Origin of the sequence: Sphingobium sp. JAI105 (assembly GCF_015752145.1) — a bacterium.
In the GTDB taxonomy this organism is placed as follows: Bacteria; Pseudomonadota; Alphaproteobacteria; order Sphingomonadales; family Sphingomonadaceae; genus Sphingobium; species Sphingobium xenophagum.
In genome coordinates this window covers 3308421-3334529 of the sequence record NZ_JADOUC010000001.1, presented here as the reverse complement: position 1 = coordinate 3334529, position 26109 = coordinate 3308421, and the positions used below count along the sequence as shown (strand labels likewise).

23 protein-coding genes, 1 tRNA gene and 4 pseudogenes are annotated in these 26109 nt (G+C 61.4%); 8 read left to right on the top strand and 20 right to left on the bottom strand.

Annotated features, from left to right (window positions below):
• Positions 1–29: 29 nt before the first annotated feature.
• Positions 30–1146: pseudogene (locus IWY39_RS16215) on the top strand (IS110 family transposase); the annotation flags it as partial.
• Between the two features lie 214 nt (positions 1147–1360).
• Here the strand turns inward: IWY39_RS16215 and IWY39_RS16210 are convergent.
• Positions 1361–2166: pseudogene (locus tag IWY39_RS16210) on the bottom strand (transposase); the annotation flags it as partial.
• A gap of 65 nt (positions 2167–2231) precedes the next feature.
• Between IWY39_RS16210 and IWY39_RS16205 the strand changes: the two are divergent.
• Positions 2232–2366, top strand: a pseudogene (locus IWY39_RS16205) (IS5/IS1182 family transposase); the annotation flags it as partial.
• A gap of 224 nt (positions 2367–2590) precedes the next feature.
• On the opposite strand, the gene IWY39_RS16200 reads toward IWY39_RS16205, so the two are convergent.
• On the bottom strand, positions 2591–3187 hold the full coding sequence (locus IWY39_RS16200) for a response regulator transcription factor (protein WP_145169966.1): 597 nt from the start codon (positions 3185–3187) through the stop codon (positions 2591–2593).
• A gap of 141 nt (positions 3188–3328) precedes the next feature.
• Here IWY39_RS16200 and IWY39_RS16195 point away from each other — a divergent pair, with 141 nt between their 5' ends.
• Positions 3329–4882, top strand: coding sequence for a PAS domain-containing protein (locus tag IWY39_RS16195; protein ID WP_145169968.1), 1554 nt, complete (start codon positions 3329–3331; stop codon positions 4880–4882).
• Positions 4883–4908: 26 nt separating this feature from the next.
• On the opposite strand, the gene IWY39_RS16190 is transcribed toward IWY39_RS16195, so the two are convergent.
• The 4 genes and pseudogenes from IWY39_RS16190 to traA all read right to left on the bottom strand — a co-directional run bounded on the left by IWY39_RS16190 (position 4909) and on the right by traA (position 11623).
• Entirely contained in the window at positions 4909–5544 is a 636-nt protein-coding gene (locus IWY39_RS16190) for a PilZ domain-containing protein (RefSeq protein ID WP_107126603.1), read from the bottom strand.
• A gap of 324 nt (positions 5545–5868) precedes the next feature.
• Positions 5869–7268, bottom strand: a pseudogene (locus IWY39_RS16185) (IS1380 family transposase).
• 584 nt (positions 7269–7852) lie between these two features.
• Positions 7853–8611: a DUF6118 family protein gene (locus IWY39_RS16180; protein ID WP_196871617.1), complete on the bottom strand. Its 759-nt coding sequence runs from the start codon at positions 8609–8611 to the stop codon at positions 7853–7855.
• Positions 8612–8629: 18 nt separating this feature from the next.
• Positions 8630–11623, bottom strand: a complete 2994-nt coding sequence (gene traA / locus IWY39_RS16175) for a Ti-type conjugative transfer relaxase TraA (RefSeq protein ID WP_107126497.1) — start codon at positions 11621–11623, stop codon at positions 8630–8632.
• 173 nt (positions 11624–11796) lie between these two features.
• Between traA and IWY39_RS16170 the strand changes: the two genes are divergently transcribed.
• Together IWY39_RS16170 and IWY39_RS16165 are read left to right on the top strand one after the other, a co-directional pair.
• Positions 11797–12102 carry a conjugal transfer protein TraD gene (locus IWY39_RS16170; protein WP_107126498.1) on the top strand — a complete coding sequence of 102 codons (306 nt, stop codon included), beginning with the start codon at positions 11797–11799 and terminating at the stop codon, positions 12100–12102.
• A gap of 22 nt (positions 12103–12124) precedes the next feature.
• Entirely contained in the window at positions 12125–12361 is a 237-nt protein-coding gene (locus IWY39_RS16165) for a conjugal transfer protein TraD (RefSeq protein ID WP_107126499.1), read from the top strand.
• Positions 12362–12371: 10 nt separating this feature from the next.
• Here the strand turns inward: IWY39_RS16165 and IWY39_RS16160 are convergent, their stop codons facing one another.
• From IWY39_RS16160 to IWY39_RS24120, 5 genes are all read right to left on the bottom strand, one after another.
• On the bottom strand, positions 12372–12962 hold the full coding sequence (locus IWY39_RS16160) for a sigma factor-like helix-turn-helix DNA-binding protein (RefSeq protein WP_107126500.1): 591 nt from the start codon (positions 12960–12962) through the stop codon (positions 12372–12374).
• Positions 12946–13878: a HEPN domain-containing protein gene (locus IWY39_RS16155; RefSeq protein WP_107126501.1), complete on the bottom strand. Its 933-nt coding sequence runs from the start codon at positions 13876–13878 to the stop codon at positions 12946–12948. The genes IWY39_RS16160 and IWY39_RS16155 overlap by 17 nt, the downstream gene beginning before the upstream one ends.
• The gene (locus IWY39_RS16150; protein WP_107126502.1) at positions 13875–14495 is read right to left on the bottom strand and encodes a hypothetical protein; all 621 of its coding nucleotides are present in this window, start codon (positions 14493–14495) and stop codon (positions 13875–13877) included. The genes IWY39_RS16155 and IWY39_RS16150 overlap by 4 nt, the downstream gene beginning before the upstream one ends.
• Before the next feature lie 371 nt (positions 14496–14866).
• Entirely contained in the window at positions 14867–15472 is a 606-nt protein-coding gene (locus IWY39_RS24125; protein ID WP_231377535.1) for a hypothetical protein, read from the bottom strand.
• Between the two features lie 30 nt (positions 15473–15502).
• Positions 15503–16654 carry a ParB/RepB/Spo0J family partition protein gene (locus IWY39_RS24120; RefSeq protein ID WP_231377534.1) on the bottom strand — a complete coding sequence of 384 codons (1152 nt, stop codon included), beginning with the start codon at positions 16652–16654 and terminating at the stop codon, positions 15503–15505.
• Between the two features lie 216 nt (positions 16655–16870).
• On the opposite strand from IWY39_RS24120, the gene IWY39_RS16140 reads away from it, so the two are divergent.
• Positions 16871–17026, top strand: coding sequence for a hypothetical protein (locus IWY39_RS16140; RefSeq protein ID WP_186443245.1), 156 nt, complete (start codon positions 16871–16873; stop codon positions 17024–17026).
• A 268-nt stretch (positions 17027–17294) separates the two neighbouring features.
• A complete protein-coding gene (locus IWY39_RS16135) occupies positions 17295–17969 on the top strand; it encodes a PilZ domain-containing protein (protein ID WP_107126504.1) in 675 nt (224 codons plus the stop codon).
• 691 nt (positions 17970–18660) lie between these two features.
• On the opposite strand, the gene IWY39_RS16130 is transcribed toward IWY39_RS16135, so the two are convergent.
• The 7 genes from IWY39_RS16130 to IWY39_RS16100 all read right to left on the bottom strand — a co-directional run bounded on the left by IWY39_RS16130 (position 18661) and on the right by IWY39_RS16100 (position 23421).
• Positions 18661–19799, bottom strand: a protein-coding gene (locus tag IWY39_RS16130; protein ID WP_409994391.1) for an IS3 family transposase whose coding sequence is annotated in 2 segments (ribosomal slippage) — positions 18661–19530 and positions 19533–19799 — 1137 coding nt in all. Because the reading frame shifts where the segments join, the coding sequence is not laid out codon by codon here.
• A gap of 51 nt (positions 19800–19850) precedes the next feature.
• Positions 19851–20762: a tyrosine-type recombinase/integrase gene (locus IWY39_RS16125; protein ID WP_107125480.1), complete on the bottom strand. Its 912-nt coding sequence runs from the start codon at positions 20760–20762 to the stop codon at positions 19851–19853.
• A gap of 163 nt (positions 20763–20925) precedes the next feature.
• Positions 20926–21002 (bottom strand) — tRNA-Arg (locus tag IWY39_RS16120).
• A 36-nt stretch (positions 21003–21038) separates the two neighbouring features.
• A complete protein-coding gene (locus IWY39_RS16115) occupies positions 21039–21530 on the bottom strand; it encodes a DUF1178 family protein (protein WP_107125479.1) in 492 nt (163 codons plus the stop codon).
• On the bottom strand, positions 21527–22357 hold the full coding sequence (locus IWY39_RS16110; RefSeq protein WP_107125488.1) for a carbon-nitrogen hydrolase family protein: 831 nt from the start codon (positions 22355–22357) through the stop codon (positions 21527–21529). Before IWY39_RS16110 ends, IWY39_RS16115 begins: the two co-directional genes overlap by 4 nt.
• Before the next feature lie 5 nt (positions 22358–22362).
• Positions 22363–22620 (bottom strand): glutaredoxin 3, encoded by a 258-nt coding sequence (gene grxC, locus IWY39_RS16105; RefSeq protein ID WP_017181522.1) that lies wholly within the window; start codon positions 22618–22620, stop codon positions 22363–22365.
• 51 nt (positions 22621–22671) lie between these two features.
• Positions 22672–23421 carry a ComF family protein gene (locus tag IWY39_RS16100; protein ID WP_107125478.1) on the bottom strand — a complete coding sequence of 250 codons (750 nt, stop codon included), beginning with the start codon at positions 23419–23421 and terminating at the stop codon, positions 22672–22674.
• Between the two features lie 41 nt (positions 23422–23462).
• Between IWY39_RS16100 and IWY39_RS16095 the strand changes: the two genes are divergently transcribed.
• On the top strand, positions 23463–24314 hold the full coding sequence (locus IWY39_RS16095; protein WP_107125477.1) for a class I SAM-dependent methyltransferase: 852 nt from the start codon (positions 23463–23465) through the stop codon (positions 24312–24314).
• Positions 24315–24334: 20 nt separating this feature from the next.
• On the opposite strand, the gene IWY39_RS16090 is transcribed toward IWY39_RS16095, so the two are convergent.
• Together IWY39_RS16090 and IWY39_RS16085 are read right to left on the bottom strand one after the other, a co-directional pair.
• A complete protein-coding gene (locus tag IWY39_RS16090) occupies positions 24335–25114 on the bottom strand; it encodes a helix-turn-helix domain-containing protein (RefSeq protein ID WP_229380697.1) in 780 nt (259 codons plus the stop codon).
• Between the two features lie 76 nt (positions 25115–25190).
• Positions 25191–26054 (bottom strand): metallophosphoesterase family protein, encoded by an 864-nt coding sequence (locus tag IWY39_RS16085; protein WP_107125476.1) that lies wholly within the window; start codon positions 26052–26054, stop codon positions 25191–25193.
• Between the last annotated feature and the right edge of the window lie 55 nt (positions 26055–26109).

The following is a 26109-nucleotide window of genomic DNA, read 5'->3' as shown; positions in this document are numbered from 1 at the left end:
TTGCCGAACAGCTCGCTGCCATCGGTCGTCCCATCGTAGTCGGATTTGAAGCGACCGGAAATTACCATCGTACGCTGGCGCACAGGCTGCTGACCGCGGGGTTCGAGCTGCGCCTCATCTCATCAGTAGCGCTCGCTCGAACCCGCGAAGCGTTGCATAATGGCTGGGACAAAAATGATTCCAAAGATGCGCAGGTGATACTGCACATGCTGCGGATCGGTGCCACACAGCGCTACGTCGATCCGCTTGCCGCCGGCATCAACGATCTTCAGGAGCTGTCGAAGCCCCACGAGGTCGTCTCCAAGATGAAGACGCAGACCTGGCATCGGATCTTGACCCATTACCTGCCGCTCTATTTCCCCGAGATCGCCCGCTTCGCCGGCAACAGCAGGTCGGATTGGTTCCTTGCGCAGATCGAGCGGTTCCCGACTCCGACCAGCATCACCGCGCTTGATCGGGACGCTTTCTCGGCAGAGGCATGGCCACTGATCGGGCGTAAGGTCTCCAAGGCCCGGCTGATCAACGATGTCTATGAGACCGCCTGCAGTTCTGCGGCGTTGCCGGTGCCCGAGGACTCGATCGCGATCACCATGTTTCGCATGGTCATTGCGCAAGGTCGCAGCCTCATCCACCAACGCGATGAGATCGAACGGCTCGCCCATGCCCGGCTTGCAGAGCATCTTGATTACCAGCTGTTGCGCAATATCCCGGGTATCGGTCCGATCAACGCACTGACGATCCTGGCTGAGGCAGGCGACCTTCGCCGCTTCAACCATCACCGCCAGTTCCTCAAGTTCTGCGGCCTCGATCTCGCAACCTGCCAGTCCGGCACGTTCCGCGGTCGCACGAAACTATCCAAGTACGGCAATGCGCGGTTGCGTCGAACATTCTGGATGGCTGCCCAGGTCGCCGCGCGTCAGCGCGACAACAGCTTCCGCGACAAGCTCGGACGATATACCGCCGGGCACGCGGACGATGCCGATCGCCGCCGCAAGGCGATGACGGCGCTCACCGCAAAGATGGCGCGCGTGGCTCACGCCGTCGTCAAAACGGGGACAGAGTACCGACCGTTCCTCGAACGGTCGGATGCCAGGTGGAAGGCCCCCTCTCTGCAAGTGCCGTGAGGGCGCGAAAGCGACCCTGTAGATAATGTTCGGGCCTTCCACCTGGGTGCGTATCTCATTCTAAGGACGGTGAGGACCACGGTCGCTTCGGCACCGCTGGATCCTGTGTTTGCTATGGCAGAGAGCGATCCCGTTGACGGTGGAAGCCATCTGGCTCAGAATGCATGCCGTGCCGATCATTGTCGGCGCGTAGAGACCTGCTGGCTAAACCTCGCCATTGCTTCCCCACCCAGGACGTTATCGCTGACAATGCAAGCCGGTTTGCCATAGAGCCGTACCAGCGTATCGAGTTCACGCGCCACTCGGGCACCCGAGATGCTGGTATCGCCGACCAGGCACAGGTTCTCCCGGCAGCAATCGTCACTGATGGCCAATATCCGGAATTTGCGCGACGCACCGAAAGTGTCCGACACAAAGTCCATCGACCAGCGTGCGCCCGGGATCAACGGCACGGGCATGGGGGTGCGACTACCAAGTGCCCGTTTCCGACCCCGACGGCGACGAACCGACAGCCCTTCCTCCCTGTAAATCCGATAGAACTTCTTGTGATTCATGATCAGCCCCTGGCGTTCGAGCATGACGCCGATCCGGCGATAGCCAAAGCGGCGGCGCTTGCCCGCGACCTCACGCATGGCAACACGGATGGCACCGTGGTCTGGCGGGCGTTCGCGCCGGACCGTCTTGGGATCGACACCAATCAGCACGCAGGCCCGGCGCTGGGAGATCTGAAAACCTCCCAGCACTTTGAGCACAGCATCACGCCGCTGGCTTGGCGTCGTCAGGCTTTTCCCAGCAGTTCCTTCAGGATGACGTTGTCGAGCATACTGTCCGCCAGCAAGCGTTTCAGCTTGCCGTTCTCGTCCTCAAGCTGACGCAGTCGGCGGGCATCGGACACCTCCATGCCGCCATACTTGCCCTTCAACTTGTAAAACGTCGCCGTGCTCAGCCCGTGCTTCCGGCAAATCTCGACCGTCGGCAGGCCTGCCTCCTGCTCCTTGATCATCCCGATGATTTGCGCCTCGGTGAAACGGCTCTTTCTCATGCGTCTGCTCCTTCAAGTGGGCAGACTCTACATTACAATGAGGGAGCTTTCGGGGGGCAGGTCACGGGCAAAAGCACCGAATGCGCCTTGTCGTGCGCACCATCGGCATCGCCCGGGCTACCGTCAAGATCGGCATGGCCAACCTTGTCTATAACTTCCAGCGCCTCGCCTGGCTCGCGGGGCGAACTGCGCCTGCTTGATGTGAGCCAATGGCCACCGAAGGTAAATCCGGCCCTAGCAGCACCGGAAAAAATGGAAATCGCCGAAAAATATGCAGCACATCAGTCATGCCACGCCGCCACAATCCACACCGTCGACCCTACGCCCAAATCCAGCGGTTCTTCGAGGTGTCCCACTTGGAGAACGGCGGCTATCACCTGATTACCGCAGTATCGGTCATTTTTTGGTGACTTGCGTTTCAAGCTTACTGTGTCAGGCCCAAGCCACGCGCAATTGCCACCGCCTGTGAAGAGTTGCGGGCAGACAATTTCGCGAGAATGTTAGAGCGATGCATGTCTACGGTGCGGATACTCAAACCCAATTTCCAAGCGATCATTTTGCTTTGCAGGCCACCAGCCATCGCATCCAGCACCTGTGTTTCGCGGCCAGTTAACTTGACCTGCATAACTCGCGCTTGCAGCTCATAGGCGGCAATGCGCTTGACTCCAACTTTACGAGCTTCGCTCAAAACTGCCCTTAAATCATCTCGTCTAAATGGCTTCCTTAGAAAATGGATTGCGCCACGGCGAAATGCTGTGATTGCGTCATCCATCGCCGTACTGCCTGAAATGATGATGACAGGCCAGTAAGGCTTTTGGTGCAATATATGATCGAGAACATCCAATCCATTATGCTCAGGCATGTCGATATCGAGTATTACATGACCAAATTTTAAACGTGTTAAATTTTCGAGGAACATTGCTGCTTTTTCGAAGGTGTGAACTTCAAACCCTTCCAGGCCTACCAACCGGGCAAGCAGGCGACAGATACGCGGATCATCATCAACGACATACACACACATGGCGGCGCTCCTTATCCGAATGGTCGCGTGGTATCGTTAAAAATCAGGAAAGCTCTGAGATTTTTTCGCAATTGTTGCTCTTCATGCCGCAACATATTATGGCTTTGTCAGCAGCGACGTAGGAGGCGGAAAGCATCAAACGTGTCTTCTTCGGGAAAAACCTCTCCTGCGCGGCTTACCTGGGCGCGCGTAATCAAGGATTACGACATTCCACGTTTGCAGAGATTGGCACTTGGCGTTATCAAACAGAGCGTCCTTATTGCTGACGGCAATCGAGAAGATGTTCCTATCATCTTCGCCAACCAGGCATTTATAAGCCTCACGGGCTATTCCCAGGATGAAATCATCGGCCGTAATTGCCGTTTTTTGTCTGGATTGGAAACGTCTCAAGAAACACGGGATGCGATACGTCAAGCCGTCAGCGCGCGCGAGCCGTGGATGGGCGTCATCCTGAATTATCGTAAGGATGGTTCGGCGTTCTGGAACGAATTATCGCTTACTCCGATCCATGACGATGAATTGGGCCATTTTTATCTCGGCGTTCAGAATGATGTTACGGAACGGCGGGAGTTGGAGGCCAGGTTACGTGAATCGCAGAGGATGGAGGCTATCGGCAAGCTTTCTGGAGGTATCGCCCATGATTTCAACAATATCCTTGCGCTAATCTTGGGCAATGCGGAGCTGATTGCTGGCGAATCCAAGGCCGGATCTTTGGTCGGTGAAGCAGCCTCGGATATTATGGAAGCTGCAGACGGGGGTTCCAACCTTGTAACCCGTATGCTGCAATATGCGCGTGGTGAAGGCGGCACGGCAGAGGAAATGCAGGTCAATACGACGATTGAAGTGATCGTTTCCTTGCTCAGCCGCACAATTAGTGAACCGATACGGATTGAGACGGATTTGAGTGCGGCAGTGGGCCGTATCATGGTGGACCGGACCTTATTCGAAACAGCGCTGCTTAACCTAGCGCTCAACGCACGGGATGCGATGCCAAAAGGTGGGGCGATCCGCATCAGCACCCGTCGGCGCTCAAATGCTGGCCCTGCGTTAGGAACAGTGGCCGTGGTTGCAGTCAGTGATAGCGGCATGGGAATGGATGACACGGTGCAGGCTCGTGCTTTTGAGCCGTTTTTCACGACCAAGCTGGCCGGACATGGCAATGGACTGGGTCTACCAATGGTCTATAATTTCGTGAAGCAATCGGGCGGCGATATCACCATAGACAGCGCGCCAGGGCGTGGGACCACGGTCAGCATGCTGCTGCCAATAGAGGAGCCGTCCGTCAGGATGGTTTCGCAAGACGACGAACGGCCTCGTATCCTGATCGTAGAAGATGACGCCAAGATACGAAAGTTGCTCGCCCTCCACCTCGGACGTGGCGGCTATGCGGTAGATGAAGCACCATCGGCAGAGGAAGCCTTGGCCCTCTTAGATGCTGGTTTACAACCTGCCATGTTGATTTCCGACATTCGCTTACGTGACGGCATGACCGGCGTGGAACTGGTAGATATGCTGCAGGCTAGGAAAATCCAGTTGCCTATGTTGCTCATGACCGGCTTTGCCGAAGAGCTGGAATCCCATGCAAGCCGCATTGGCGGGGTCCCTGTTTTGCGCAAGCCCTTCCGAAGTGCGGAATTGCTCGCAGAAGTGCAAGCAATGACCTCGCCTCGCCACAAAGGGCGAGGCGGATCATAACTTCTACGTCGCGTCTCGCAGCATCTTTAGCCGTTATAGGTTCCAGAGCCTAACGTGTGCACGATCCGCAGTTCGTCCACACTAAACAATTCCGTCAGGCTGATGCCTGCGAGTTCGTCGCGAACCCAACGGACAAACCCACGACGCTCGATCCCCGATTCCAGCAATATCTTGACCGCTAGACCTGGCGCGAAGCTACCGTCGTGCGCAATCTTCATACCGCGTTGAGAGACATCACGAATACGGGCCGAACGCATGCCGTGCTCAGAAGTGACGACGGCTGGCAAATCCGTTGAGAGGCGGGGCGCCCGAGTTTCCCCCGAACGAATTTGCTCTGCGGTCAAACGAAGCACCGCCACGCTGTCGATTTCTTTTGCAAATTGAAGGCCGCATTCAGCCTCATTTTCCCACACAACCCGTCCTTCGATGCTGATGGTCTCCGAAAGCCATACGCGCACAAGATCATTGAGCACGACCGGCATTCCGATGCCAAGCTTCATGCCGCTATCTGAAATGTTACGAATGTAAACCAGTCCCTCTTCGTGGTGCACCTGGGCACGGGCCACGCGGAACACGGTCCTTGTGCGGTGATTGGCACGGCGATCTTCCGATGGGTCCGGCAAAAGGGTGATATGGGCACTGCTTTGCTTAAGCTGTTGCATGACAAGTCTCCTACAAGACGGTCATCATGCCAGTGCGCCTGCTAATTGGTACCTGTAGATTCTACCGTATCGGCAGCGCGTATGCCCTCATCTTTCAATACACTATCGTTCTTGCGATCGGGCTGTTCTAGCCCGGAAATCTCACACCGCCGTTTGATCTGACCTGGCGGTGCGCTTTTGTGGCCTTTCGGCGGCGATGAAGGCGACCGAGATGCGAGATGGCAGCTCGAAGGAGCATTTTCGGCGGTTGCGGGGCGAGCGGGGCCATTCCCGATGGCGGGTTAAGCGAGATGGCGGATTTCGGACTGTGCGCTGTCTGGTTCGTCAGCGCGTCGCGGCGGTTCGCAAGGCCAGGTGAGCGAGTTCCCATTCGTCGCGCCACGGGTAGGCAGAGGCCATGGCGATCTTGACGCGCCGGACGCTGACAGTGACGCGCGCGCCGATCTTGAGCAGCTTGAGACGGATGGTCCCGCAACTGGCCCGCGCGAACTGGGTAAAGCGCAAGCCGACGCGGCGCAGCGCGCACAGCAACACAGCGCGCACAGCAACACATAGGCCATTGACGCGAACCACAGACGCAACTGGTTGGCGCGCATAGTGGCGGTTGAGGTGCGGTCGGCGAACAGATCGGCCTGGCATTCCTTGATGCGGTTTTCCATCTCGCCGCGCGCGCAGTAAATTTTCTCGTAGAGATCGCGCGCTTTGGCCTCGCCGGCCTTGAGCGAGGTGACCACGAAGCGCGGGTTGGTGTCGCCCTGCGTCACTTCGGCCTTGCCGACGACGCGCCGCCTGCGGCTCCAGCTATCGAGCGTGCTCCACATGAAGTCCTTGAAGCGCCGCGCCGGCTTGCCGGTCTGGCAGCTCTCGTCGGTGGCTTTGGCGAGTTCGGGCTCGATCTCGGCTGTCAGCCGCTTGTTTTTGGCGAGGCCGAACAGATAATCGACCTTGTTCGCCTCGCACCACGCCATCAGTTTCTCGCGGCAAAAGCCGCTGTCGGCGCGCAGCAGGATGCGGGTCCGCGGCCAGGAGCGACGGATTTGCGCGATGATGCGCTCGACCTCCTCGCAGGCGCCCGCCGCCCCGTCGATGTTCGAACGGCGCAACTTGGCCGCCAGCAGGTGCCGGCCGCAGAAGATGTAGAGCGGCAGGTAGCAATAGCCGTCATAATAGCCGTGGAAGAACCGGCCTTCCTGATGGCCGTGGATCGGATCATCCGTGGCGTCCAGGTCGAGGATGATCTGCTTTGGCGCCTTCTTGTGCGCTTCCAGAAACAGCGTCACGAACAGATCCTCGATCGCCTCCGGATCATGGCTGATCTTGTGGTATCGCGTCGGTTCCGGCCGCGACAGCTCCAGCCGGTTGAGCGTGCTCTTGCCCGCCAGCGGCGCGCAGGCCGCGCGTCCCGCCTCGAGCTTGCCGACCAACGTCGCCATCACCGGATCATGGCGCAACTCGTCATGATCGTTCAGATCCTCGTAGCCCAGCGCAATCCCGAATATCCGCTGGCTCACCAAGGTTCGGACTTCATGCTCGATCAATTCCGACCGGCGATGATCCGCAAAGCAGCCGGCAAACCGATCCACCAGCCTGATCGCCCGATCGGTTGCCCCCAGCAGCAGGCTCCCGGCGTCGCTCGTCACCGACCCGCCATCGAATGCCGCCACCACCGACCGCGATTCTACCCGTGCAAACTCAAATGACTTTGCGCTACACTCTGTCGGCATCGGGGAACTCCTCTGCTGTCCGGTAAGACTTTGTTGCAGAAGAAATTTATCCGATTCAGAGCCCCGATGCACCTAATTCCGTGAGATTTCCGGGCTAGCGTGGCGTTGCCAATGCAGGATATCTCCTTGACGCTCGCGGTCATTCTGCCTTGCTCGGCATGGTGCCGGACAAGTGATGCGCACGCGCATCAGCCCTCCGCTGTTTCGCCGGATTTTCCTGATCTTCCTGCTGCTAGGGGTGAAAGCAGCTCTGCGACGACGGCTGTGACCGATCGTCGTCCCTTAACCGCAGGCCTTCCCCGTCAAGATACGGTTTGCGGAGCCGATGAGGTTGGCAATCACATCAATTTCCGTCACGAGCCGCACATTCTTGCGCTGATGCCGTTAATATCGGCACCGCGTGGCTACGTCATCGCAGGCAGCGTCCGACAATCACTGTCGGATTGGCTAGGTGTCGGACAACGAAATCAAAGGCCTTTCCGTCACCCGTCTATTGTCGCTGGGCGAAGCCGAATGGCCGCGCGCTACCCAACAAGGGCCGAAGCGGCCAGCCGGCTTCTCGAAGGTAGCCCCGAGCCAACCGCTCAAGATTGCGCCATGCTTACTCTGACCGTGCAACTTACCGGCCCTTTGGTCTTAGCGGCTGTCTTCTGACATTCGGCAAAGGTGTCGCGGTTCGCCCGTGCCAGGTCGGCGACGTCCATGATCACTTGCCAGCCTTCCGAGTTACCGGCGCGCATGAGGCGGATACCAGCATCCCATAGCGATGCCTCGCCCAACGTGCGACGGGCCACCCGTTCCGGCCAGAGCCAGCTCTGCGGGCCAATGCTGGCCGCCCAGCCGGGATATGCCAGCCACAGAAGCGACACGGCCAGTGCCAAGCCGCCGCCGCAACAGAGCATGTGCCAGCGCTGATTATGTTTGGTCCGAACGGTGCCGATCGCGCGCATCTGATCCGCATGGGTTTGATGATGCAATTCCTGCGACTTCTTGATGGTCGCCCGGTCGGTCTGGCGTGCGGCTTCCGCCGCTTTGCCGATCCGCTCCGCCATGCTTTCCGGCGTCAACTGCATGGCTGGCGCTTCCATGATTGTCTTCGTCTGCCCCGCCAACGTCGCGAGATAGCCGTTCATTTTGGCGAGCGTCGGCCCATAGTCGGGGAATTCGAGGCTCTGCTTCTCGATGGCGATATGCTCAAGCGCGCGGGCCATCACAGCCATGCGCCCTTCAAGCCGTTCCTCCATAGCGGCGACGCGCTCCGAGAGGTGCGCGAAGGCCTCGGCGGCGGCATTGGGCCGGGGTTCCGGCTCCGGCTCGTTCAAAAGGCTCTGTTCTTCGTCCATATCTTGTTCTCCTTGGGGTTAGCGGCTCATGCCGCGACTGATGTCGCGTCCGTGATCGAAGGGGATGGAGGATGCGAGATCGTGGGACAGGCTGCGGGCCGCCTGCTGACCGATCTCGAGCCCAAGCTCTCGGCTGCGCAGGCCCAGCACGGATTCAAGCTGGGCGTCGCGCTCAAGACTTTTCGCCATGCCCGCCATCTGCTGCGCGGCACTTTTCGCGCCCCGGAAATTGCCGTCGCGCACAAGCTCGGCATGATGGCGCTGTAACTGCTGCCAGCCTTCCACGAACCGATCGGCTCGGCTGTAGGGGTCAATACGGATTTCGGTCTCTAACTGCATCGCCCGCACGGCAGGCTGGCCGCGCCCCTCGGCTGCCTCGCGGACAAGCTCCGGGCTGCTGCGGAACGCGCTGTTCAAGTCCGACGAACCTTCGGGGCGGATCGCGTCCAGAGCATCCCGCGCCCTGTCGAACGCCTCGCGCTGGTGCGGCATGGCGTCGAGACCCTGTGCGCGCGTCTGCTGGATCGCTTGCCATGCCGCGGCATAGCGCTCCACCGCACCGCGCACGCCGCCTGCGCGCATCGGCTGCGCATCATATTCGGGCTGGCGCTGAACAGCCCGCTCCTGCGCGGACGGACCGGCCTTGGGCTGGAAGCCCGCGAAAATGTCGCGCTCCTGCTGCGGCGGGATATTGGGCCGGAAGTTGTCGAATATCCCCCGCGCTTTCTCCACGATGGGTCTGACGATTTCCGCGACCCGCTCGCCGAAGCTAATGCCACGCCGCTCGGCATATTCTCTAGCCGGATCGGCTTGTCTGTAATCGGTGGCCATATCCTTGCCGCGCTCGCGCGACAGCGTGCGAACAAGCCGGGACTGATCGCGAAAATCGTCGCGGCCATAATGGAGCGCCATGCCGTCGCGATGGCGGGACATGGCGACATAAGCCCCGTGGCGATCCAGCCCCGGCGTCGCCAGCACATGCGCCCTGTCCACGGTCATGCCCTGCGCCTTGTGGATGGTGGCGGCATAGCCATGGTCGAGGTCGCGATAGTCCTTCGTGTCGAACGATACGGAACGCCCGTCATCGGTGCGGACGGACATATGCTCCGGGCTGACCTTCTCGATGGTCCCCAGGGTGCCGTTCTTCACCTCCAGGCTGCGCTCGTTGCGCAGAAACATGATGCGGTCGCCCGACGCGAACAGGCGGTCGCCGCGCTCGGTCTTCACCTGGCGCTCGTCGCCCAATTCACCGGCATTGCGCATCGCTACGCGCGCGGCCTCATTGAGATCGCGCACCTCGGCATTGGTGTGGGTCAGGATGATGCGGCTGGCGTCAGGGTTTGCCCGCCGTTCGCGATCCCAGCGCTCGACAAGATCGCGCCGTGCATCCTCGCGCGCCTCAGCCTGATGCACCATGTACTTGTCGGCATAGGCGGCAATCGCCTCGCCGGTTCTGCCGGTCGCCAGATGCCGCGTGGCGTTCTGCTGCCAGCCTTCATGCTGGCGGCGAACCTGGGTGATCTCGACGCCGCCATGGCGCTCATGGATCGCGCGGAAGGCCGCACCCGCCTCGATCGACTGCAACTGCTGCGGATCGCCGACAAGCACGACCTTCGCGCCAACATCGGCGGCATGGGACAGCACGCGCTCCATCTGGCGCGCGCCGACCATGCCCGCCTCGTCAATCACCAGCACGTCGCGGGAGGTTAGAAGATCGCGGCCCTGCGCCCAGCCATGTTCCAAGCTAGCGATGGTGCGGGACGCAATGCCGCTGCCATTCTCCAGACCCTCGGCGGCGATGCCCGCAAGCGCCGCACCGCGAACATTCAGCCCTTCGCTTTCCCACACGTCGCGCGCCACCCCCAGCATGGCGCTTTTGCCGGTCCCGGCATAACCCAGCACTAGTGACAATCCGCGCTCGCCCGTTATAAGGCGCAACGCGGATTCTTGTTCTGCTCCCAGGACAAGACCTGCACTCTCGGCGGTTCGAATGGCGTAGGTCGTCGCCGCCGAGAGACCATAGCTCCTGTTCATCGCCAACCTGTCAGCGGCGCGACTCATCCGTTGCTCGGTGTCGATCATCTCGCGCGAGGTGAACCGCTCGTCGCCGCGCCCGTCCTTGCCCAAAGCGATCAAGTCCGGCGAATTGCGCACCGCGCTCATGGCGGCGTTGAACTGCTCCTGCCCGTCGCTATGCCGGTGGATGAACATCGCCATATCGCGGTTGGTGAATGTCGCCTGTTGGTGTGTAATGGCATTAAGCGCGATACCGGGATCGGCGATAATGCGTCCGCCATTCTCCCGCGCGATCTCGCGGTGCATTTCGGCGCGGTCGGCTTCCAACCCCTGGCCATCCATCCGGTGCGCGGGGCCACCGATTTTGCTTTGCGGTTCAAGGTCGATGCCCTGATCGGCAAGGCTGCGGTGATCGATGCGCGCATCGATATCGAGTTCGGCTAGCCGAGCGTTGACATGGGTTTCCCAGCGTTCGCGCCAGCGCTCGATATTCTCATGATCGTTCCACTCGCGCACCTTCGCCCCAAAGCCAGCGGTGCCGTCTTCGCGCTGCACAATCTCCCGCATGGTGAGCATGACATGGGCGTGCGGCTTGGGCTGGCCGTCCGCGCCGATATCCCAATGCACATTGAGGTCGGCGATCATGCCGCGATCGACAAACTCGGCGGACACAAAATCACGGGCAAGCTCGATGCCCTGCGCCTTGGTCATCTCGCGGGGAATGGCGAACTCGACCTCGCGCGCAAGCTGGGCGTCCTTGCGCTTTTCGAAAGCCTCAACATCGTTCCAGAGGCGTTCGCGGTCGCGCCATTGTTCTGGCGCGCCTTCGGGCAACATGATTTCGCTATGCTCCACGCCGGAGCGGGCGCGGAAATTTTGGGGCCGGTCGAGGCGCTCGTCGTGCAGCCGCTCGCCCGCACGATAGGCGGCGGCAGAGACGGCGGAACGGCCCGCAGCGCGAGAGATGACCTTAACGGAGAAATGGAAGATCGCCATGACGATCGTCCATCTACTACGCTCAAGCGCACGTCGGAACGATGTATAAGCGCGCCCTTCTCGAAAATTTCTCGGACGGGACTAGGCGGTGCCAGGCTGTCCCGGCGACTCTACTGCACAGCGGGCCGGATCATCTTATCATAGCGCCATCGTCACTCAATGGAGACTTTGCGATGCGCAAACCCCGCGATTTTGATTCGGAACTCAAAGCCCTCGCTGACAAGGCCAAGGCGCTCAAAGAACGGCGCGTGCGCCAGCTTGGCGAACTGGTGACGGCGACCGGGGCCGATGCGCTCGACGCTGATATGCTAGCCGGGGCACTGCTCCATGCCGCCACGATCAAGGACTCCGCGACAAAGGAGGGATGGCGCAAGGCGGGCGCAGCTTTCTTTCTCGGCAAAGGCGGCAAGCCTGCGGGCGGAACTTCTGGCCAGCAAAGCGGCACTCTTCCGCAGGGCGGCGGCGCGGCATCGGCTTGAAGCACGAAAGGCGCGAACCGACATGCGCGAATGGCAAGTGAAGCGACGGGAGAGAACGCGCCAGTTGATCGAACTGGGCGGGCTTGTCGTGAAGGCGGGACTCGTCGATCTCACCGATGATGATCGCGCCGCGCTCTATGGAGCCTTCCTCACAGTTGCTGACCGTCTGCGTGGGGAAGCGAGGTCCAACGTGCTGGCCATATGGCAGCGCAAGGGCAAGCGCGCCTTCGCGGCGGAGAAGGAGGCATCGACACCATGATGCAGCAGCCTCATCGACGGGCGCGCTCCGACCGTGCCGTTTGGTCCAGTAGCCATTGTTCGAATGTCTCTGGCGCGCGGACGATGAGCCGGATCGCACGCAGCATTCGACGGCGTATGATCCACTCATAGCTGTCCGTCTCTCGGGCGATCTGTGCATAGGTCAGGTGGTCGAGCCGATTGAGCAGGAAGGTGTTGCGAACAGCGGACGGCATGGCAGTCACTATTGCGAGCAAGACCGCCTGGCGATCGTCGTCGCTGTCGTCCCATGCGACCGGGGCGGAAATGCCCGACGCGCGTAAGGCGGTTTCACAATAGGCACGGTAGCGCTGGCGCAGGCTGACTTCGGCGGCTGCAACATGGGCGTTTTCCCTGCGCCGTGGCGTTTCGCCCTCCAGCATCAGATATAGCATCAGCAGGGCTTCGGCGATGACGCCTTCCACCGCGTCGATGCTGATCGCAAGGCTGTCGGCAATTTCTGTGTAGGAAAGATCATCCACGCGGTGCAGCAGGAACACCGTGCGAGTCAGGACCGGCATGCGATCGACAGCGGCCCGATAGGAGACGAGACGCTCGGTGTCGCGCTCAGGCGTGGACGACATGACGGGCCTCAAGATCAGCGGCGGCGATAGTGTCCAGACGTTCGCAGCAAACCTCCTGCACCAATTGTTGCAACAGGACCGCGCGTTCCATCGCCCATGTCAGTTCACCGGCGCTGATCCGGTAGTGGCGGCCATAGCGGACTTCGACATAGGCGCGGCGAATGCACCCGAATGCCCGCCGTTCAAATGGCGTGTCGCGTGGCCATGCCAAATCGAGCCGCCGGTCCAGTACTTCGGCCATCTCGCGCAACTCATCCAGCGCATGGGTGCGTGGGCCGTGCAGGGTCAGCGACCATATCACGCACTGGTAGAGATGTTCGCATGCCTGATGCAGCAACAGCGCTGCCATGGGCGCATTGCCTTGATCCTCAAAGAAGGCTGCGCCCAATAGGAAATCAGCCGCGCGGCCATGCCAACGGGCATATTCGGCGAGCCCGCGCGCCCGCCGCTCCGATGCTGGCAAATGCCGAGGCATTGCCAGCGGCGTCCGATCGAACTCGTAGAGAGCGATGCCCTCGGTAGCCAAGGTGACGAAATGCGGCACGCCTTCTGCCAAGGCATGGTTGACCTGCTCCAGACTGTTGACCGTGAGGCGCACTGGCTGGGCAATCTCTCCAAACTCCCATGCCCGGCGCAGTCGGTCGCGGACAACGTGCCAGCGCTGTTGCTGACGCGCCAATCGGGGATGATTGACGATCGCCAGCAGATGGATTGCCTCGCCGGGTGGCAAGTCCTGCCAGTCCGCTTGTGCATGCGGGCCGTGCAGGAGCAGCTTTATGATCCGGCCTCGTTGATGCTGATTGGACAGTTTGCCTCTGGTCGCTTCCGCGAAGGCCTCGAACAGCATGCCGACGACGCGGAGAATCTCCTCTCGCATCGGCCATGGCAAATGCTCCATGTCGATACGCGGCATCATGATCGTCCCTCCTGACGACCACGACGCCAGCCGTTCGGGCGAGGATGGCCAGTCACGCCATGCACGCGGTCAAGGAGCGCGCGCAGTAGGGGGCTGATTTGCTCGACCGTGAAACCGCCGTCATCGGGTTTCGGTTCGCCAAACAGGCGAACGCTGTTCCATTGCCAGTAGGGGCTGAGGATAGCTGCCAGTCGGGCCATGTCGGGGCAATCATGGCCGAAGCCCGTGGCATTGGCGTAAGCTAGAGATTGCGCAACGTGCAGGCCGATTTGTCGCGCGCACCATTGGTCAGAAAAACCGACGTCGATAAGGTATGAGCTGAGCGCAAGCTGCACGACGATTCCGCTGGCATACATAAGCGCTTCGCCGGTGCAGGCGTAGGGCGCGTCCACTTTCAGGCAGAAACGCTCGGCATTGTGATAGCGAAAGCGGCTGAGACTTCGCCCTGCCTTTGTGCGGTGCAGGCTTGCCGGTTCATGGTCGTAGACCTCATGCAAATCGGCAAGCGCGCTTTGCCAGGGCGACACGACGGCTTTGACTGGCCTGATCGCGATTGGCGCAGTGGTCAACGCACCCAGCAGGGCGCGGCGTGATGTGGTGGGGCCAGGGTTGGCCATATGCACCTCCGTTCCGCATCGCACGCGGTTGGCGGAAGTACGGATAGGATGCGGTGGCGTCCCGAACTCCCGCACGCTGAGCGGGCGGGAGCACCGGGGCTGGTAAGATGAACGGTTGCACATCCGCCGCCGCTTTTAGCCCGGAGGCCTGGACATATGCGACGGCACCCCGAAAACGATGTGTTTTCGAAGCCGATTCCAACCGTTCGGGATTACCAGTCCCGGCGCTGCCTTTTGCGCAACGCGGCATCAAGATATCAGATTGGACGAGCCGCGCCAACTCCTGACCTTTCGCGTGATGGTCAGGAAACAAAAATGCCGGAGGCTTCTGACAGCCCCCGGCATCTGGAAAGGTCCGGTTTGCACGAAATCTAGGCAGCTCGTTCGAATGCATCGCTTGCGGTTGGGCCATCCCGTTCTTCGCATTCAGTGCTGTGGAACATTGCCGCAATGCCAGTCCAGCGCTCCACGCTGCCGACGCCACCACGGTCGGTATAAGCGCTCGGCGGAAATGCCATCCAGCGCGGCACCCACCCATCCACTTTGCTACGCCCGCCGGTCCCTGCAAGACAGTCACGCACGATATGGCGCTGCACCTTGGCGCTTTCCTTGGCATTGGCGGCGGCAACCTCTTCGCCTGCCACCTCCGCAACAATCCGACCGATCACTTCGCGGTCACGGACAAGATCAAGCAAGGCGTCGTCGGGCTGCCAGACCGGAGCCATATCCACGCTAAGCTGCATGCCCAACAGTTCGATCATCTCGCTACCAGCTGCCAGCGTTTCGCCCATGACGATGGCAAGAACGTCCAGCACTGCGTCGTCGGTCAGGGTCATCAAGTGGAGGAACAGGCCGGGCAGGCCATGGTCGCCACAATAGCCATCTACCACGGTCGGCGTTTCGGGATCAAAGCCGAGCATTGCCAACACCGCGCGGCGCTTGGCGTCAAAGGTCGCTTCCGACGCACTGTTTTCCACGCTTTCGGCGATGGCATCATTATGGGGGCGCTACCGTTCCACGTCGATCCGCCACAAGGGTGACCCGACAATGGCATGGGCAACCATCAACCGCAGGGCTGTCGATGGCTGCGATACGAGCGACGCGCGCACGGCGGCATGACGATGAAGGTCGATATAGTTCTGGATCGGCACGCTCACCTCTGGGCGCTTCGGCTCGGTCGTTGCCTCGCCTTTCTCCCGCTTCCGCGCCTCCTTGGTTGTGATGTAGCCTTCGTGGAAGGTAACATCGCCCCGATGGGTGATGGCAACGAAGACCGCACCGCCTTTGGATTTGGCGCAGCGCTCATGCTCCCATGAATGGAAATAGGCACCTCGCTCAAGAATGACTACGTCCCGCCATCCTGCATCGCGATAGGCTTGCGCCCGATCCTCGACCTCGGCCATCTGCGCCGTCCAGAAGTCGGCAGCACTCGCAAAATAGCTGTCCTCGCCGAACAGGTCGGAAATGATCTCGCCGCGATAGCTGGCAATGTCGAATAGCGCGACCTTGGTGGAAATGTTGCTCCCGCCAAATAGCCATGATTTCAAATTCTGACCGTAAGGTGCGTGATGGGCATCATCGTCCAACAAGGCCAGCCATTCACGCTGCTGCACCTTGGAGGCAAGGGTCAGGTGCCGAACGGTGACGGCATCGATCTTCTCGGCCCGATAGAGATTGCGGATGCGGGGCAGGAGATTGCCCAGAGCAAGGGTGCGCTTCACCTGCAAGGTCGTGAGGCCGAAGGTCAGCGATATATCCTCCACGCTACGCCCTTCGCGCACCAATCGGGTGAAGGTTTCGCACTGGGTCATTTCGTCGGCATCAAGCCGGGCGATATCCTCTATCAGCGACGCCTCCAGTGCTGCCGCATCGTCCCCCGCTTCCATCACGGCACAGGGCAGCGGCTCCACGCTCCCCTCTTCCTGCGCCACGACCATTGCCGCATGATAGCGCCGCTTGCCTGCCACGATCTCATAGGTGGTCGGTGAACCTCCCTCGACAGGCTCGGGACAGGATTTTGCTCGCACGATCAGGGGAACAAGGATGCCCCGTGCCCGGACGGACGGCAGGATATTGGTGAGGTCCGGTGCCTTCTTGACGCCCCGCATGTTGGCGGGCGAGACCGAGAGGAAGGCGATATCGATATGCTTGAGTTCCATTGTCCTTACTCCTTGCCAAAACACCGGCCCCGAAGAGCGGGGTGGGCGGCAAGAGCGACTGGAAGGCGCGTCGGCAGAGGCGGGCTGCACCTGCAAAGGCTGGAACGAAGAGGAAGACCCGGCGCAGCCGGGTTGCAGCCCGCCGCGACGCGCCTAGAGGGTAGCGACGCCCACACCGCTTGTCGGAGCCGTGCCAACATCATCGCGCCTGGCGCGATGGCCGTCGGGAGCGGCGGAGCCGATCCTCACGTCAGCGATCGTCACGCCGAAGGCGACGAGACGGCGCACAGCGGCGGCTCGGTGGAGCCCAGCGGAATAGAGCGCGACCGGGCGGCACGCACGGGGACGCCCTATTGCTCAGGTGCGCCATGATCTTGCTCCAGGCTGAAACGCTTGAGGTGCTCGCGCAAAAATGGAAACCACGGATACGCCGGAAAACCCGACAGGCCGCGTTAACCCCGCCTCCATCGGCGCATTCCCGGCCCCAGCTACACCGGAAAATCACGCCATTCGGCGCTCCACAGCACCACCACCACAGGGATTGTAACAATTATACTAGCTCTCTTGCTGCGCGTTTGATATTTGGTACGGGGTCGTAATCAATGGTCTTCAATGCGAACTTGCAGCCAAGGAGGCTAGCATGGTGAAATCCATATTACCGGAGCCCCACGAGTCCGGGAACGACCGGCCCGGAGCCAATCTTCTTCCACACGATATGTCAGGCCGCAGTGAACGGCGCGCTGACGCTCGGACAACAACAGTCCTGCAGATCGGAAAGCTTGTCACGGGCCGCCAGCAGATGCTTTGCCTTGTGCGCAACATTTCGACAGGAGGCGCGAAGGTCTATGCGATGCGATCTCTGGCGGTCGGCGAACGTCTCCGCGTTGAGTTCCGCTCTGGAGCCATAGCTGAAGGCGCTGTCATGTGGGCGGAAGGTAATATGGCTGGCATCCGGTTCGACCATGCAATCGACGCTGCCCGACTGCTCGGCACTGGTGATGGCAAGATGTCGGATGACAAATTGCCCCGCAATCCTAGCCTGGACATAAGAGCGGATGCTGTGGTCGAATGGGAGGAAGGAAAATTTCCTGCGGAAATTTTTAATATCTCGCAGACCGGAGTCTGTATCGAACTGGAGCACGCGCCCTTGGTTCACCAGTCAGTCTCCCTTAAAATTGAAGGCTTGCCATCAACCTTGGCAAGGGTCGTCTGGAAGAAGGGTAATCGGGTCGGCCTCGTTTTCAGCCAATCACTGGCATACGACACGCTCGGGCTTTGGGTCATGGATCGTCCCGCGCGGACCCTACTGGGCTAAGCCTCGTTTGCTCGTCTGCCCACGTTTCATTTTATCCTGCGCCATGTCAGCCAGCTGCCCACCTTGCGCAGAGCCAACGCGATATATCCGTGCCAAAGCTGCTGACTGATGCATCATTAAAGGCGTTAACAACAGGCTGCAAGCGATCGAGCATTTGGGTTGCTTCATTACGCATGGCGGGCGTTCCTACAAAAGGAATGTCCAATGAACGACTCGACCTGATCATCGCGTTTGCCGCCCGCAATGGGCTGCCGCGAGATTGCGCGAATGGCTTTTGGCGCAGAGTGAGACAAAAACTTCACTGATCGTGATCAGTGACGCGCCTTACGCCAATATTCGCCATTTTCCGCTCGTGCGCGCCTGCTGCCGCCAGCGTCCACCTAACACCTGAGAGCATGACCGTGTTGACCCCGACAGGTCCCTTGTCCGGGACGGCAAGTCATTGGATGCTCGTCATCGGGGGCGCGAAACATGCTGTGAAGAGACTGCCCCGATGACCAATAGTAATCGCATTATCCGACTGAAAACCGTCCTGACCCGCACAGGCCTCTAGAGGTGGCCGGGTTTGTCTGAACAGGGATCGGCAACGGTTAAGTGGATCGTCTGCCGGGTTCCTTGCCTTGCCAATATGGGGCGTCATGCAGGGAGGGCATAGCCCGACCGGAGTGACGCCCCGTATTGGTTGCCAAATTCATGCTGCCATCATTACCGGCAGGTTGTCAAAATACGCCTGATCCGGCGTCCTGGCGGCGAGGCTCGAATGTGGCCTCCTTCCATTATAGAAGCTCAGATAACGACCGATCGACGCGCGGGCTTCGCTGACCCCGCCGTAGGCGCGGAGGTAAACCTCCTCATATTTCACCGAGCGCCACAGGCGCTCGACCATCACATTGTCGCGCCAGGCGCCCCGGCCATCCATGCTGATGGCGATTTCCTCGCGCAGCAGCACGCTGGTGAAGGCGTGACTGGTGAACTGGCTGCCCTGATCGGTGTTGAATATCTCCGGTTTCCCGAAGCGCGTCAGCGCTTCCTCCAGCGCTTCGACGCAGAAGTCGGCCTCCATCGTGATCGACACCCGCCAAGCCAGGACCTTGCGGCTGAACCAGTCGACGATGGCCACGAGATAGACGAACCCCCTCGCCATCGGGATGTAGCTGATGTCCGTTGCCCAGACCTGATTGGGCCGCACGATCGGCAGTTTGCGCAACAAATAAGGGTAGATCTTGTGCCCGGGGGTCGGCTTCGATGTGTTCGGGCGACGGTAGATTGCCTCGATCGCCATCTTCTTCATCAGCGTGGCGACATGCTGGCGGCCGATCTCGATGCCTTCCTGCCGCAGAAGATCACGCAGCATCCGACTACCCGCGAACGGAAATTCCAGGTGCAACTCGTCGATCCGCCGCATGATGGCGAGATCGGCAGGCGGCACCGGTCTGGGCAGATAATAAATGCTGCCCCGGCTGATCCCCAGCTCCCGGGCTTGCCGCGCCAACGGCAGTGCGTGCGAACGGTCGATCATCGTTTTGCGCTCGGCAACAGTCCCGCCTTCCCGAGCGCCCCTGACAAAAAATCGTTCACCAGCGTCAGTTCACCGATCTTGGCGTGCAGCGTCTTTACGTCGATCGCCGGCGCCGCAGCCTCGCTCCGCGTCTCGCTGCCAAATACACCGGCAGCCCCTTCCAGAAGCTGCCCGCGCCATTGCGTGATCTGGTTCGGATGCACGTCAAACTGCTGCGCCAACTCCGCCAGCGTCTTCTCGCCCTTCACGGCGGCCAATGCCACCTTCGCTTTGAATGCCGGGCTGTGATTCCGGCGTGGTCGTTTGCTCATCTCTACTCCTGTCACGCGGCCATCCTGGCCGCCGTCAGGCAGAAAATCCACTTATCCCGATGTGCAGTTTTGCCAGGCCACCTCTCCGTCATGCTCAATGCTCCCAATGATCGCCAGCGCCTGAGTGGATAAGGGAACAACGTGCGCTTTGCGCATCTTGGTCTTGTGCGCTGGAATGATCCATAGCGCCTTCTCAAAATCAAAGTCAGCCCACTCGGCGTGGCGCAACTCGCCAGGGCGCACAAAGACGTGCGGCAACAATCGCAGTGCTGCTCTGGTGTTGGCATAACCCTCAAACCCTTCAAGCGCGCGCAGCAGTCGGCCGGCCGCCTGAGCATTGGTGATGGCGGCGCGGTGGACAGGCTGGGGCGCGATCAGCGCACCGCGCAAGTCGGCCGCTACATCCCGCTCGGCGCGAGCCGTGGCGATGGCGTAGCGAAATATTTGCGAACAGACACTGCGCAGGCGTTTGGCGGTCTCGAAGCGTCCCTTGCTCTCAATCTTGCGGAGCATCAACAGAATCTCATGGGCGGTGATTGATGCAATCGGGCGTTTGCCAATCGTCATGTTGATATAATCCAGCAGCCAGCGAAGTTTCTTCATCGTGGCCGTGGATCGGCCCTCCCGTTCGACTTTCGCCAGCCATTCGTCGGCTACCGCCTTGAAGCTGTTCGAAGCTGCGACGGTTGCCGCAATGCGGTCGAGCTTGATCTTCTCTCCTGGATCTTCGCCCTTCGCCAGCAATTTGCGGGCGGCGTCACGCTGCTCACGGGCATCCGCAAGGCCAATGTCGGGCCAGACGCCAAAGGCGAGAGTCTTCTGCTTGCCCAGATGGCGGTAGTTCATCCGCCAGTAGCGCCCGCCATTGGGCGCGACATAGAGGAACAGCCCGTCGCCATCGGTAAGCTTATAAGGCTTGTCGCGCCCCTTCGCCGCTTTGATCGAAACCACTGAAAGAGCCATGATGGTATCTCCCGTCAGGGGAGCATAGGCCTACCATCAAATCTACCATCATCTTGCTGGTATGTGGTGGTATCCAACTGCTCCGTATGAGACAGCTATACCACACAAAACGGCAGAAAACAGCCATTTGTGGCATGTTCTGGTATCGCCTGAGAAGCGAAAGTGGTGCACCCGACGGGATTCGAACCCATGGCCCTCAGATTAGGAATCTGATGCTCTATCCTGCTGAGCTACGGGTGCCCATCGCTTGGCCTCTATTATGGGCGGGCGACGCGGTCAATTCTTCGCTTCGGGGGGAATGACGGGAAAAGGCAGCGGCGCAACCGGCACGCCCTCTTCCATCAGCGCTTTCGCCTCTGCCGGGGCGACCTCGCCATGGATGCTGCCGCTGGCCTGTTCGCCATAATGCATGGCGCGCGCCTGTTCGGCAAAGCCGCGGCCAACCCAGGTGGACCCTTCCAGCAGCTTTTGCTGGGCCTGCGCCAACGCCTCGACCATCGCGCGCATCTTGGCCGCATCGCCCGTGCTGATCGCGACGGGGGCGTCGGGCGCGGACGCGGACGCGGGGGCGTCCTGCACCACGACCGAGCGGCTATTGCCCTTGGCCGACACCGCGGGCGCCATCACCGCTTTGGTCACCTGCGGGTCGCCACATATCGGGCAGGCCAGAAGCCCGCGTTCCTGCTGGTCCGCATAGTCGGCGCTGGAACCGAACCAGGCTTCGAACACATGGCCCTGCGACTGGCATTTAAGGTCGAACACGATCACGAAATTTGCACTTCCTGCGCAATGGCACGGCGGTTGGCGATGGCGGGCACACGCGCCCGCACATCCCCTAGCCGCGTCAGGTCGATATCGACAAGCCCCAGTCCCCCGGCCTCCCCCATGTCGAGCAGCACCTCGCCCCATGGATCGACCACCAGGCTATGGCCATAGGTCACGCGCCCGTCCGCATGAGCGCCGACCTGCGCCGTCGCAATGACGAAGCAGCCTGCCTCGATCGCGCGGGCGCGCAGCAGCACATGCCAATGCGCCTGTCCGGTCGGCACGGTGAAGGCGGCCGGGGCCAGAAGGATCGTCGCCCCGGCATTGGTCAGTGCGCGATACAGGTCGGGAAAGCGCATGTCGTAGCAGATCGAAAAACCCACACGGCCCCAGGGCGTATCGGCAGCGACCACCTGTTCGCCCGGTCCATAGACCGACGATTCGCGCCAGCTTTCGCCCGTCGCCAGATCGACGTCGAACAGGTGGATCTTGTCATATTGCGCCCGGATCGCGCCGGTGTCGTCGATCAGGAAGCTGCGATTGGCCCAGCGACCGTCGGCGCGCTCATCTTTCAGAGGCAGCGATCCGATATGAATCCACAGGCCCTCCCTGGCCGCCGCATCGCGCACGGCGGCGAGCACGGCATCATCGGCTTGGGATCGCAATGTGGCAGCAGCGCGCGCGCGGTCGCGGTCCAGATAGCCCGCCATTTCCGGGGTGAAGAGCATGTCCGCCCCCTCCCCCCTGGCCCGCGCCGCCATCGCCACGATGGCAGCGGCATTCGCGGCAGGATCAATGCCGCTGGTCATCTGGAACAGCGCAGCGCGCATCGTGGTCACAGCCCCAGCAGCGGGTCGAGCTTGCCCTGCCGGTTCAGCGCCGCCATGTCGTCGCTGCCACCGATATGCTGTCCGTCGATGAAGATTTGCGGCACGGTGCTGCCGCCCCGGCTGCGTTCCAGCATCTCGGCGCGTTTCGGCCCGCCCATCGTGATGTCATATTCCTCGAACGCGACACCCTTGTCGTTCAGCAGTGCCTTGGCCCGCGCGCAATAGCCGCAAAACGCCTTGGTATAGATTTCGACCTTTGCCATCTGTCCGTCATTGCTCCTTATTCCCTGAAATTGGGGCTTTGCTCCGCATTGTCAATCAGCGCTTTCGCGTGGCAAGGCCCGCGCCCAGCACAGCAGCCGCACCTCGCCAGCCCCACCGCGCTTGAGAATATGGGTGCAGGCCGCCGCCGTCGCGCCACTGGTATGAACGTCGTCGATCAGCAGGATGCGTCGTCCCGTCATCCCATGCCCGGCCGCCAGCGCAAAGGCGCCGCGCACCGCCCTTGCCCGCTGCACCGGATGCATGCCGCGCAAGGGCGCCGTCCGCTTGACCCGCAGCAGACCATGTTTGTCCACCGCCAGCCCGGTCAGTCGCCCCAGATGATCCGCGATCAGCGCCGACTGGTTGAACCCCCGCCCCCATAATCGCCAGCGATGCAGCGGCACCGGCACGATCAGCGGCGGGTCTTCGCCGGTCGCGGGCACATGGCGCAGCATCTGTCGCGCGACCAGCCGGGCAAGGCCGATGCGCCGCCCATATTTCAGCCGCAGCGCGACCGTGCGCGCGACATCGCCATAGGCCAGCACCGCCCGCGCGCTGTCGAAGGGCGGCGGATCGGCCAGACAGGCGCCGCACTCCGCGCCCTCCCCCATGTCATGCGGAAAGGGTATGCCGCAGCGCGCGCAACAGGGTTCGCCCAAAAATTCCATGCCGTCCCAGCAGGACAGGCAGAAACCATGATCTTCCCCCACGATCACGCCGCAACCGGGACAGCGCGGCGGCAGCGCATAATCAAGCGCGGGGCGGATCGCGCTCTTGAGAAGCGGCAGGAAAGGCATCATCTGCCTTGTCCCCCCTTCCCGCCCGTTGCACAAGGCCCGGCATGAGCAGCCCCGACATATTCGACCGTTCCCTGCGCAGCATCCGGCGGGACCGGATGCTGGCCGATTTTGCGGCCCATGACTTTCTCTATCGCGCCATGCTGGACGAACTGCTCGACCGGCTGGGCGATGTGCAGCGCGACCTGCCCGAAGCCTTGGTAATCGGCTGCCCGGACGGTAGCGCCAGGGCCGCTCTGGAAGCGATGGGCAAGCGGGTCGCCTGCATCGACCCCGGCTTCCGCGCTGCTCGTGCCAGTGATGGGGTGCAAGGGGATGAGGACGCCCTGCCCTTTGCCGACAATAGTTTCGATCTGGTCATCGCCTGCGGCACGCTCGACAGCGTCAATGACCTGCCCGGTGCGCTGATCCTGATGCGGCGGGTGCTGCGGCCCGACGGGCTGATGCTGGCGGCCTTCACCGGCGCTGGCAGCCTGCCGCGATTGCGCGCCGCGCTGATGGTGGGCGAAGGAGACCGGCCGGGCCAGCATATCCACCCGCAGGTCGATGTGCGATCGGCGGGCGACCTGCTCAGCCGCGCGGGCTTTGCGATGCCGGTGGCCGATGGCGAGACGCTGACGATCCGCTATGGCGATCTGCTGCGGCTGATGCATGACCTGCGCGGCATGGGCGCGGGCAATGTGCTGACGGCGCGCGCCCCCGCGCTGCGTCGGGACGCGCTTGTCGCCGCCGCGCGCCATTTTGCCGATGCAGCCGACCCGGATGGCCGGACGGCGGAGCAGATGGCGATCCTCTATCTGTCAGGCTGGAAACCCGACCCCAGCCAGGCCGCCCCGGCCCGACGCGGCAGCGCGACAGTATCGCTGGCGGAGGCGTTGAAGGGGAAGGCGGGATAACGCCCGCCCCCTGCCCCACTTCATTCGATAGTGATGCCTGCTATGCGCCACTGCCCATCCTCGCGATCCAGACTGACCGTCTCGATCGCCTCTCCCTTGTTGGCGAAACGGGTGCGGAATTTCACCACTTCATAGCCGGCGGGCGGTGCAGGCAGATTTTCCTGACTGACGAAGATACGCGAAAGTGCCGCGCCCAAGGGCACGCGCACCTGTTCCGAGGTATCGGCCCACACCTTTGCCGTGTTCATCCGGCGAAAGGTCACGGTAGTCTCGCGATAGCTTTCGTCCCAACGCCCCTCGTCAACTAGCACCAGCCATCGACGCGCTGCATCCACCACTGCCGGATTTTGTGCTGTGCTGGCAACTGGCACCGGGGAAGAAGGGGCAGAAGCGAGTTGCGGCAGAGCGGTGAGGGCCAACAGGCCAAGGGCAAGCGTCATGAGAGCTACTCCGATGATGATCCAGTAAGGGCGGATGGCCCGCCCTGCGCCGCTAATCGGCACGCTGTCCTGATCCACCGGACTATCCGGCGCGTCTGCCCGGATTTCCTTGTCCCCCACATAATTGGGGGACGGTCCCGCACCGTCCCCCTCCACCTCCAACAGCAACCGGGCCGCTTCCCGGCTGCTCGATACCGCCATTTTCCGCCGCGCATCGCGCAACCGCTCGTTAATTGTGTGGACCGACAGGCCCAAACTTCGCGCGACCGACTTCGCGTCATGACCGCGAACGATCAGGCGCAGCGTCTGCTTCTCCTTCTCGGTCAACGCCCAGCCCATATCCGTCCTTTGCGTGTCCATCATGTCGACGGCCTAGGTTACGCTAAGGAAAGCAGCTACCCCCAAAAATTTGTAGTGTAGTCGGGCCGCCATATCCTCACTCCACGATCTCACCGATCCTTGGAGCGTCCGCCAAGTCCCGTGGCGTCCAATCCTGCCCGTCGCGGACATATTCCACATGGCTCGCCCGGCGAAAGCCTGCGCCGTCCCAGACGATCACTTGCAATTCCATCGCATTGTTGCGCCGGACGTGCAGCCAGTTGAAGCTTTGCGGTTCGGCGTTGCGCAGCCGGGTCGATGTCGCGGTGCCGGCCTGGATGATCAACGCGCCGCCCGCCCGTTCCACCATCTTGCGTGCCGCCTGCGCATAGGTGCGGTGAAAATGGCCCGCCAACGCCAGATGGACGCCCGCTTCGCATGCCGCCTGGACCGCGTCGTCATGCTGGCCGACAGCCTCGCTCAGTTCCCCGCCCCGGCCGATCGGCATGGCAAAAAGGGGATGGTGCGTCACCAATATCCGCGTCTTGCCGCTGGCGACCGGCGCGAAATAGTCCCGCAGCATGTCCATCTGGTCATGATTGATCCGCCCATCCTTGATGGTCAGCGACCGGGCGGTGTTGAGGCCAAGGATCGCGACCTCCTCATCCTCATACCAGGGGCACAGGTCGTGACTGATATAGCGTTTGTAGCGCTTGAGCGGGGCAGCAAAGCGCCGCACAACGTCATAGAGCGGAATGTCATGATTGCCGGGAATGACCAGCAATTTCAGCCCCGCCGCGCGCAGCCGGTTGAGCCATGCGGACGCCGCGCGGAACTGCTCGACCCGCGCGCGCTGGGTCAGGTCGCCGCTGATGATGACCAGGTCGGGCCGACGCTCCTCCAGCCAGGCTGTGGCGGCGTCGACTATGCGCGGATCGTGCGCGCCGAAATGAATGTCGGACAGATGAGCGATACGGGCCATGATCAGGTAACGATCCAGCGGGACATGGTTTCCCCGGAGCCGAACCCGCCTTCGC

Excerpts from the sequence above, each read along its gene's own strand:
- IWY39_RS16200 (WP_145169966.1), bottom strand. The coding sequence starts at position 3,187 with ATGTGTGTGTATGTCGTTGATGATGATCCGCGTATCTGTCGCCTGCTT.
- IWY39_RS16190 (WP_107126603.1), bottom strand. The coding sequence starts at position 5,544 with ATGCAACAGCTTAAGCAAAGCAGTGCCCATATCACCCTTTTGCCGGAC.
- IWY39_RS16180 (WP_196871617.1), bottom strand. The coding sequence starts at position 8,611 with ATGGACGAAGAACAGAGCCTTTTGAACGAGCCGGAGCCGGAACCCCGG.
- traA (WP_107126497.1), bottom strand. The coding sequence starts at position 11,623 with ATGGCGATCTTCCATTTCTCCGTTAAGGTCATCTCTCGCGCTGCGGGC.
- IWY39_RS16170 (WP_107126498.1), top strand. The coding sequence starts at position 11,797 with ATGCGCAAACCCCGCGATTTTGATTCGGAACTCAAAGCCCTCGCTGAC.
- IWY39_RS16165 (WP_107126499.1), top strand. The coding sequence starts at position 12,125 with ATGCGCGAATGGCAAGTGAAGCGACGGGAGAGAACGCGCCAGTTGATC.
- IWY39_RS16160 (WP_107126500.1), bottom strand. The coding sequence starts at position 12,962 with ATGTCGTCCACGCCTGAGCGCGACACCGAGCGTCTCGTCTCCTATCGG.
- IWY39_RS16155 (WP_107126501.1), bottom strand. The coding sequence starts at position 13,878 with ATGATGCCGCGTATCGACATGGAGCATTTGCCATGGCCGATGCGAGAG.
- IWY39_RS16150 (WP_107126502.1), bottom strand. The coding sequence starts at position 14,495 with ATGGCCAACCCTGGCCCCACCACATCACGCCGCGCCCTGCTGGGTGCG.
- IWY39_RS24120 (WP_231377534.1), bottom strand. The coding sequence starts at position 16,654 with ATGGAACTCAAGCATATCGATATCGCCTTCCTCTCGGTCTCGCCCGCC.
- IWY39_RS16140 (WP_186443245.1), top strand. The coding sequence starts at position 16,871 with ATGGCCGTCGGGAGCGGCGGAGCCGATCCTCACGTCAGCGATCGTCAC.
- IWY39_RS16135 (WP_107126504.1), top strand. The coding sequence starts at position 17,295 with ATGGTGAAATCCATATTACCGGAGCCCCACGAGTCCGGGAACGACCGG.
- IWY39_RS16125 (WP_107125480.1), bottom strand. The coding sequence starts at position 20,762 with ATGGCTCTTTCAGTGGTTTCGATCAAAGCGGCGAAGGGGCGCGACAAG.
- IWY39_RS16110 (WP_107125488.1), bottom strand. The coding sequence starts at position 22,357 with ATGCGCGCTGCGCTGTTCCAGATGACCAGCGGCATTGATCCTGCCGCG.
- grxC (WP_017181522.1), bottom strand. The coding sequence starts at position 22,620 with ATGGCAAAGGTCGAAATCTATACCAAGGCGTTTTGCGGCTATTGCGCG.
- IWY39_RS16100 (WP_107125478.1), bottom strand. The coding sequence starts at position 23,421 with ATGATGCCTTTCCTGCCGCTTCTCAAGAGCGCGATCCGCCCCGCGCTT.
- IWY39_RS16095 (WP_107125477.1), top strand. The coding sequence starts at position 23,463 with ATGAGCAGCCCCGACATATTCGACCGTTCCCTGCGCAGCATCCGGCGG.
- IWY39_RS16090 (WP_229380697.1), bottom strand. The coding sequence starts at position 25,114 with ATGGACACGCAAAGGACGGATATGGGCTGGGCGTTGACCGAGAAGGAG.
- IWY39_RS16085 (WP_107125476.1), bottom strand. The coding sequence starts at position 26,054 with ATGGCCCGTATCGCTCATCTGTCCGACATTCATTTCGGCGCGCACGAT.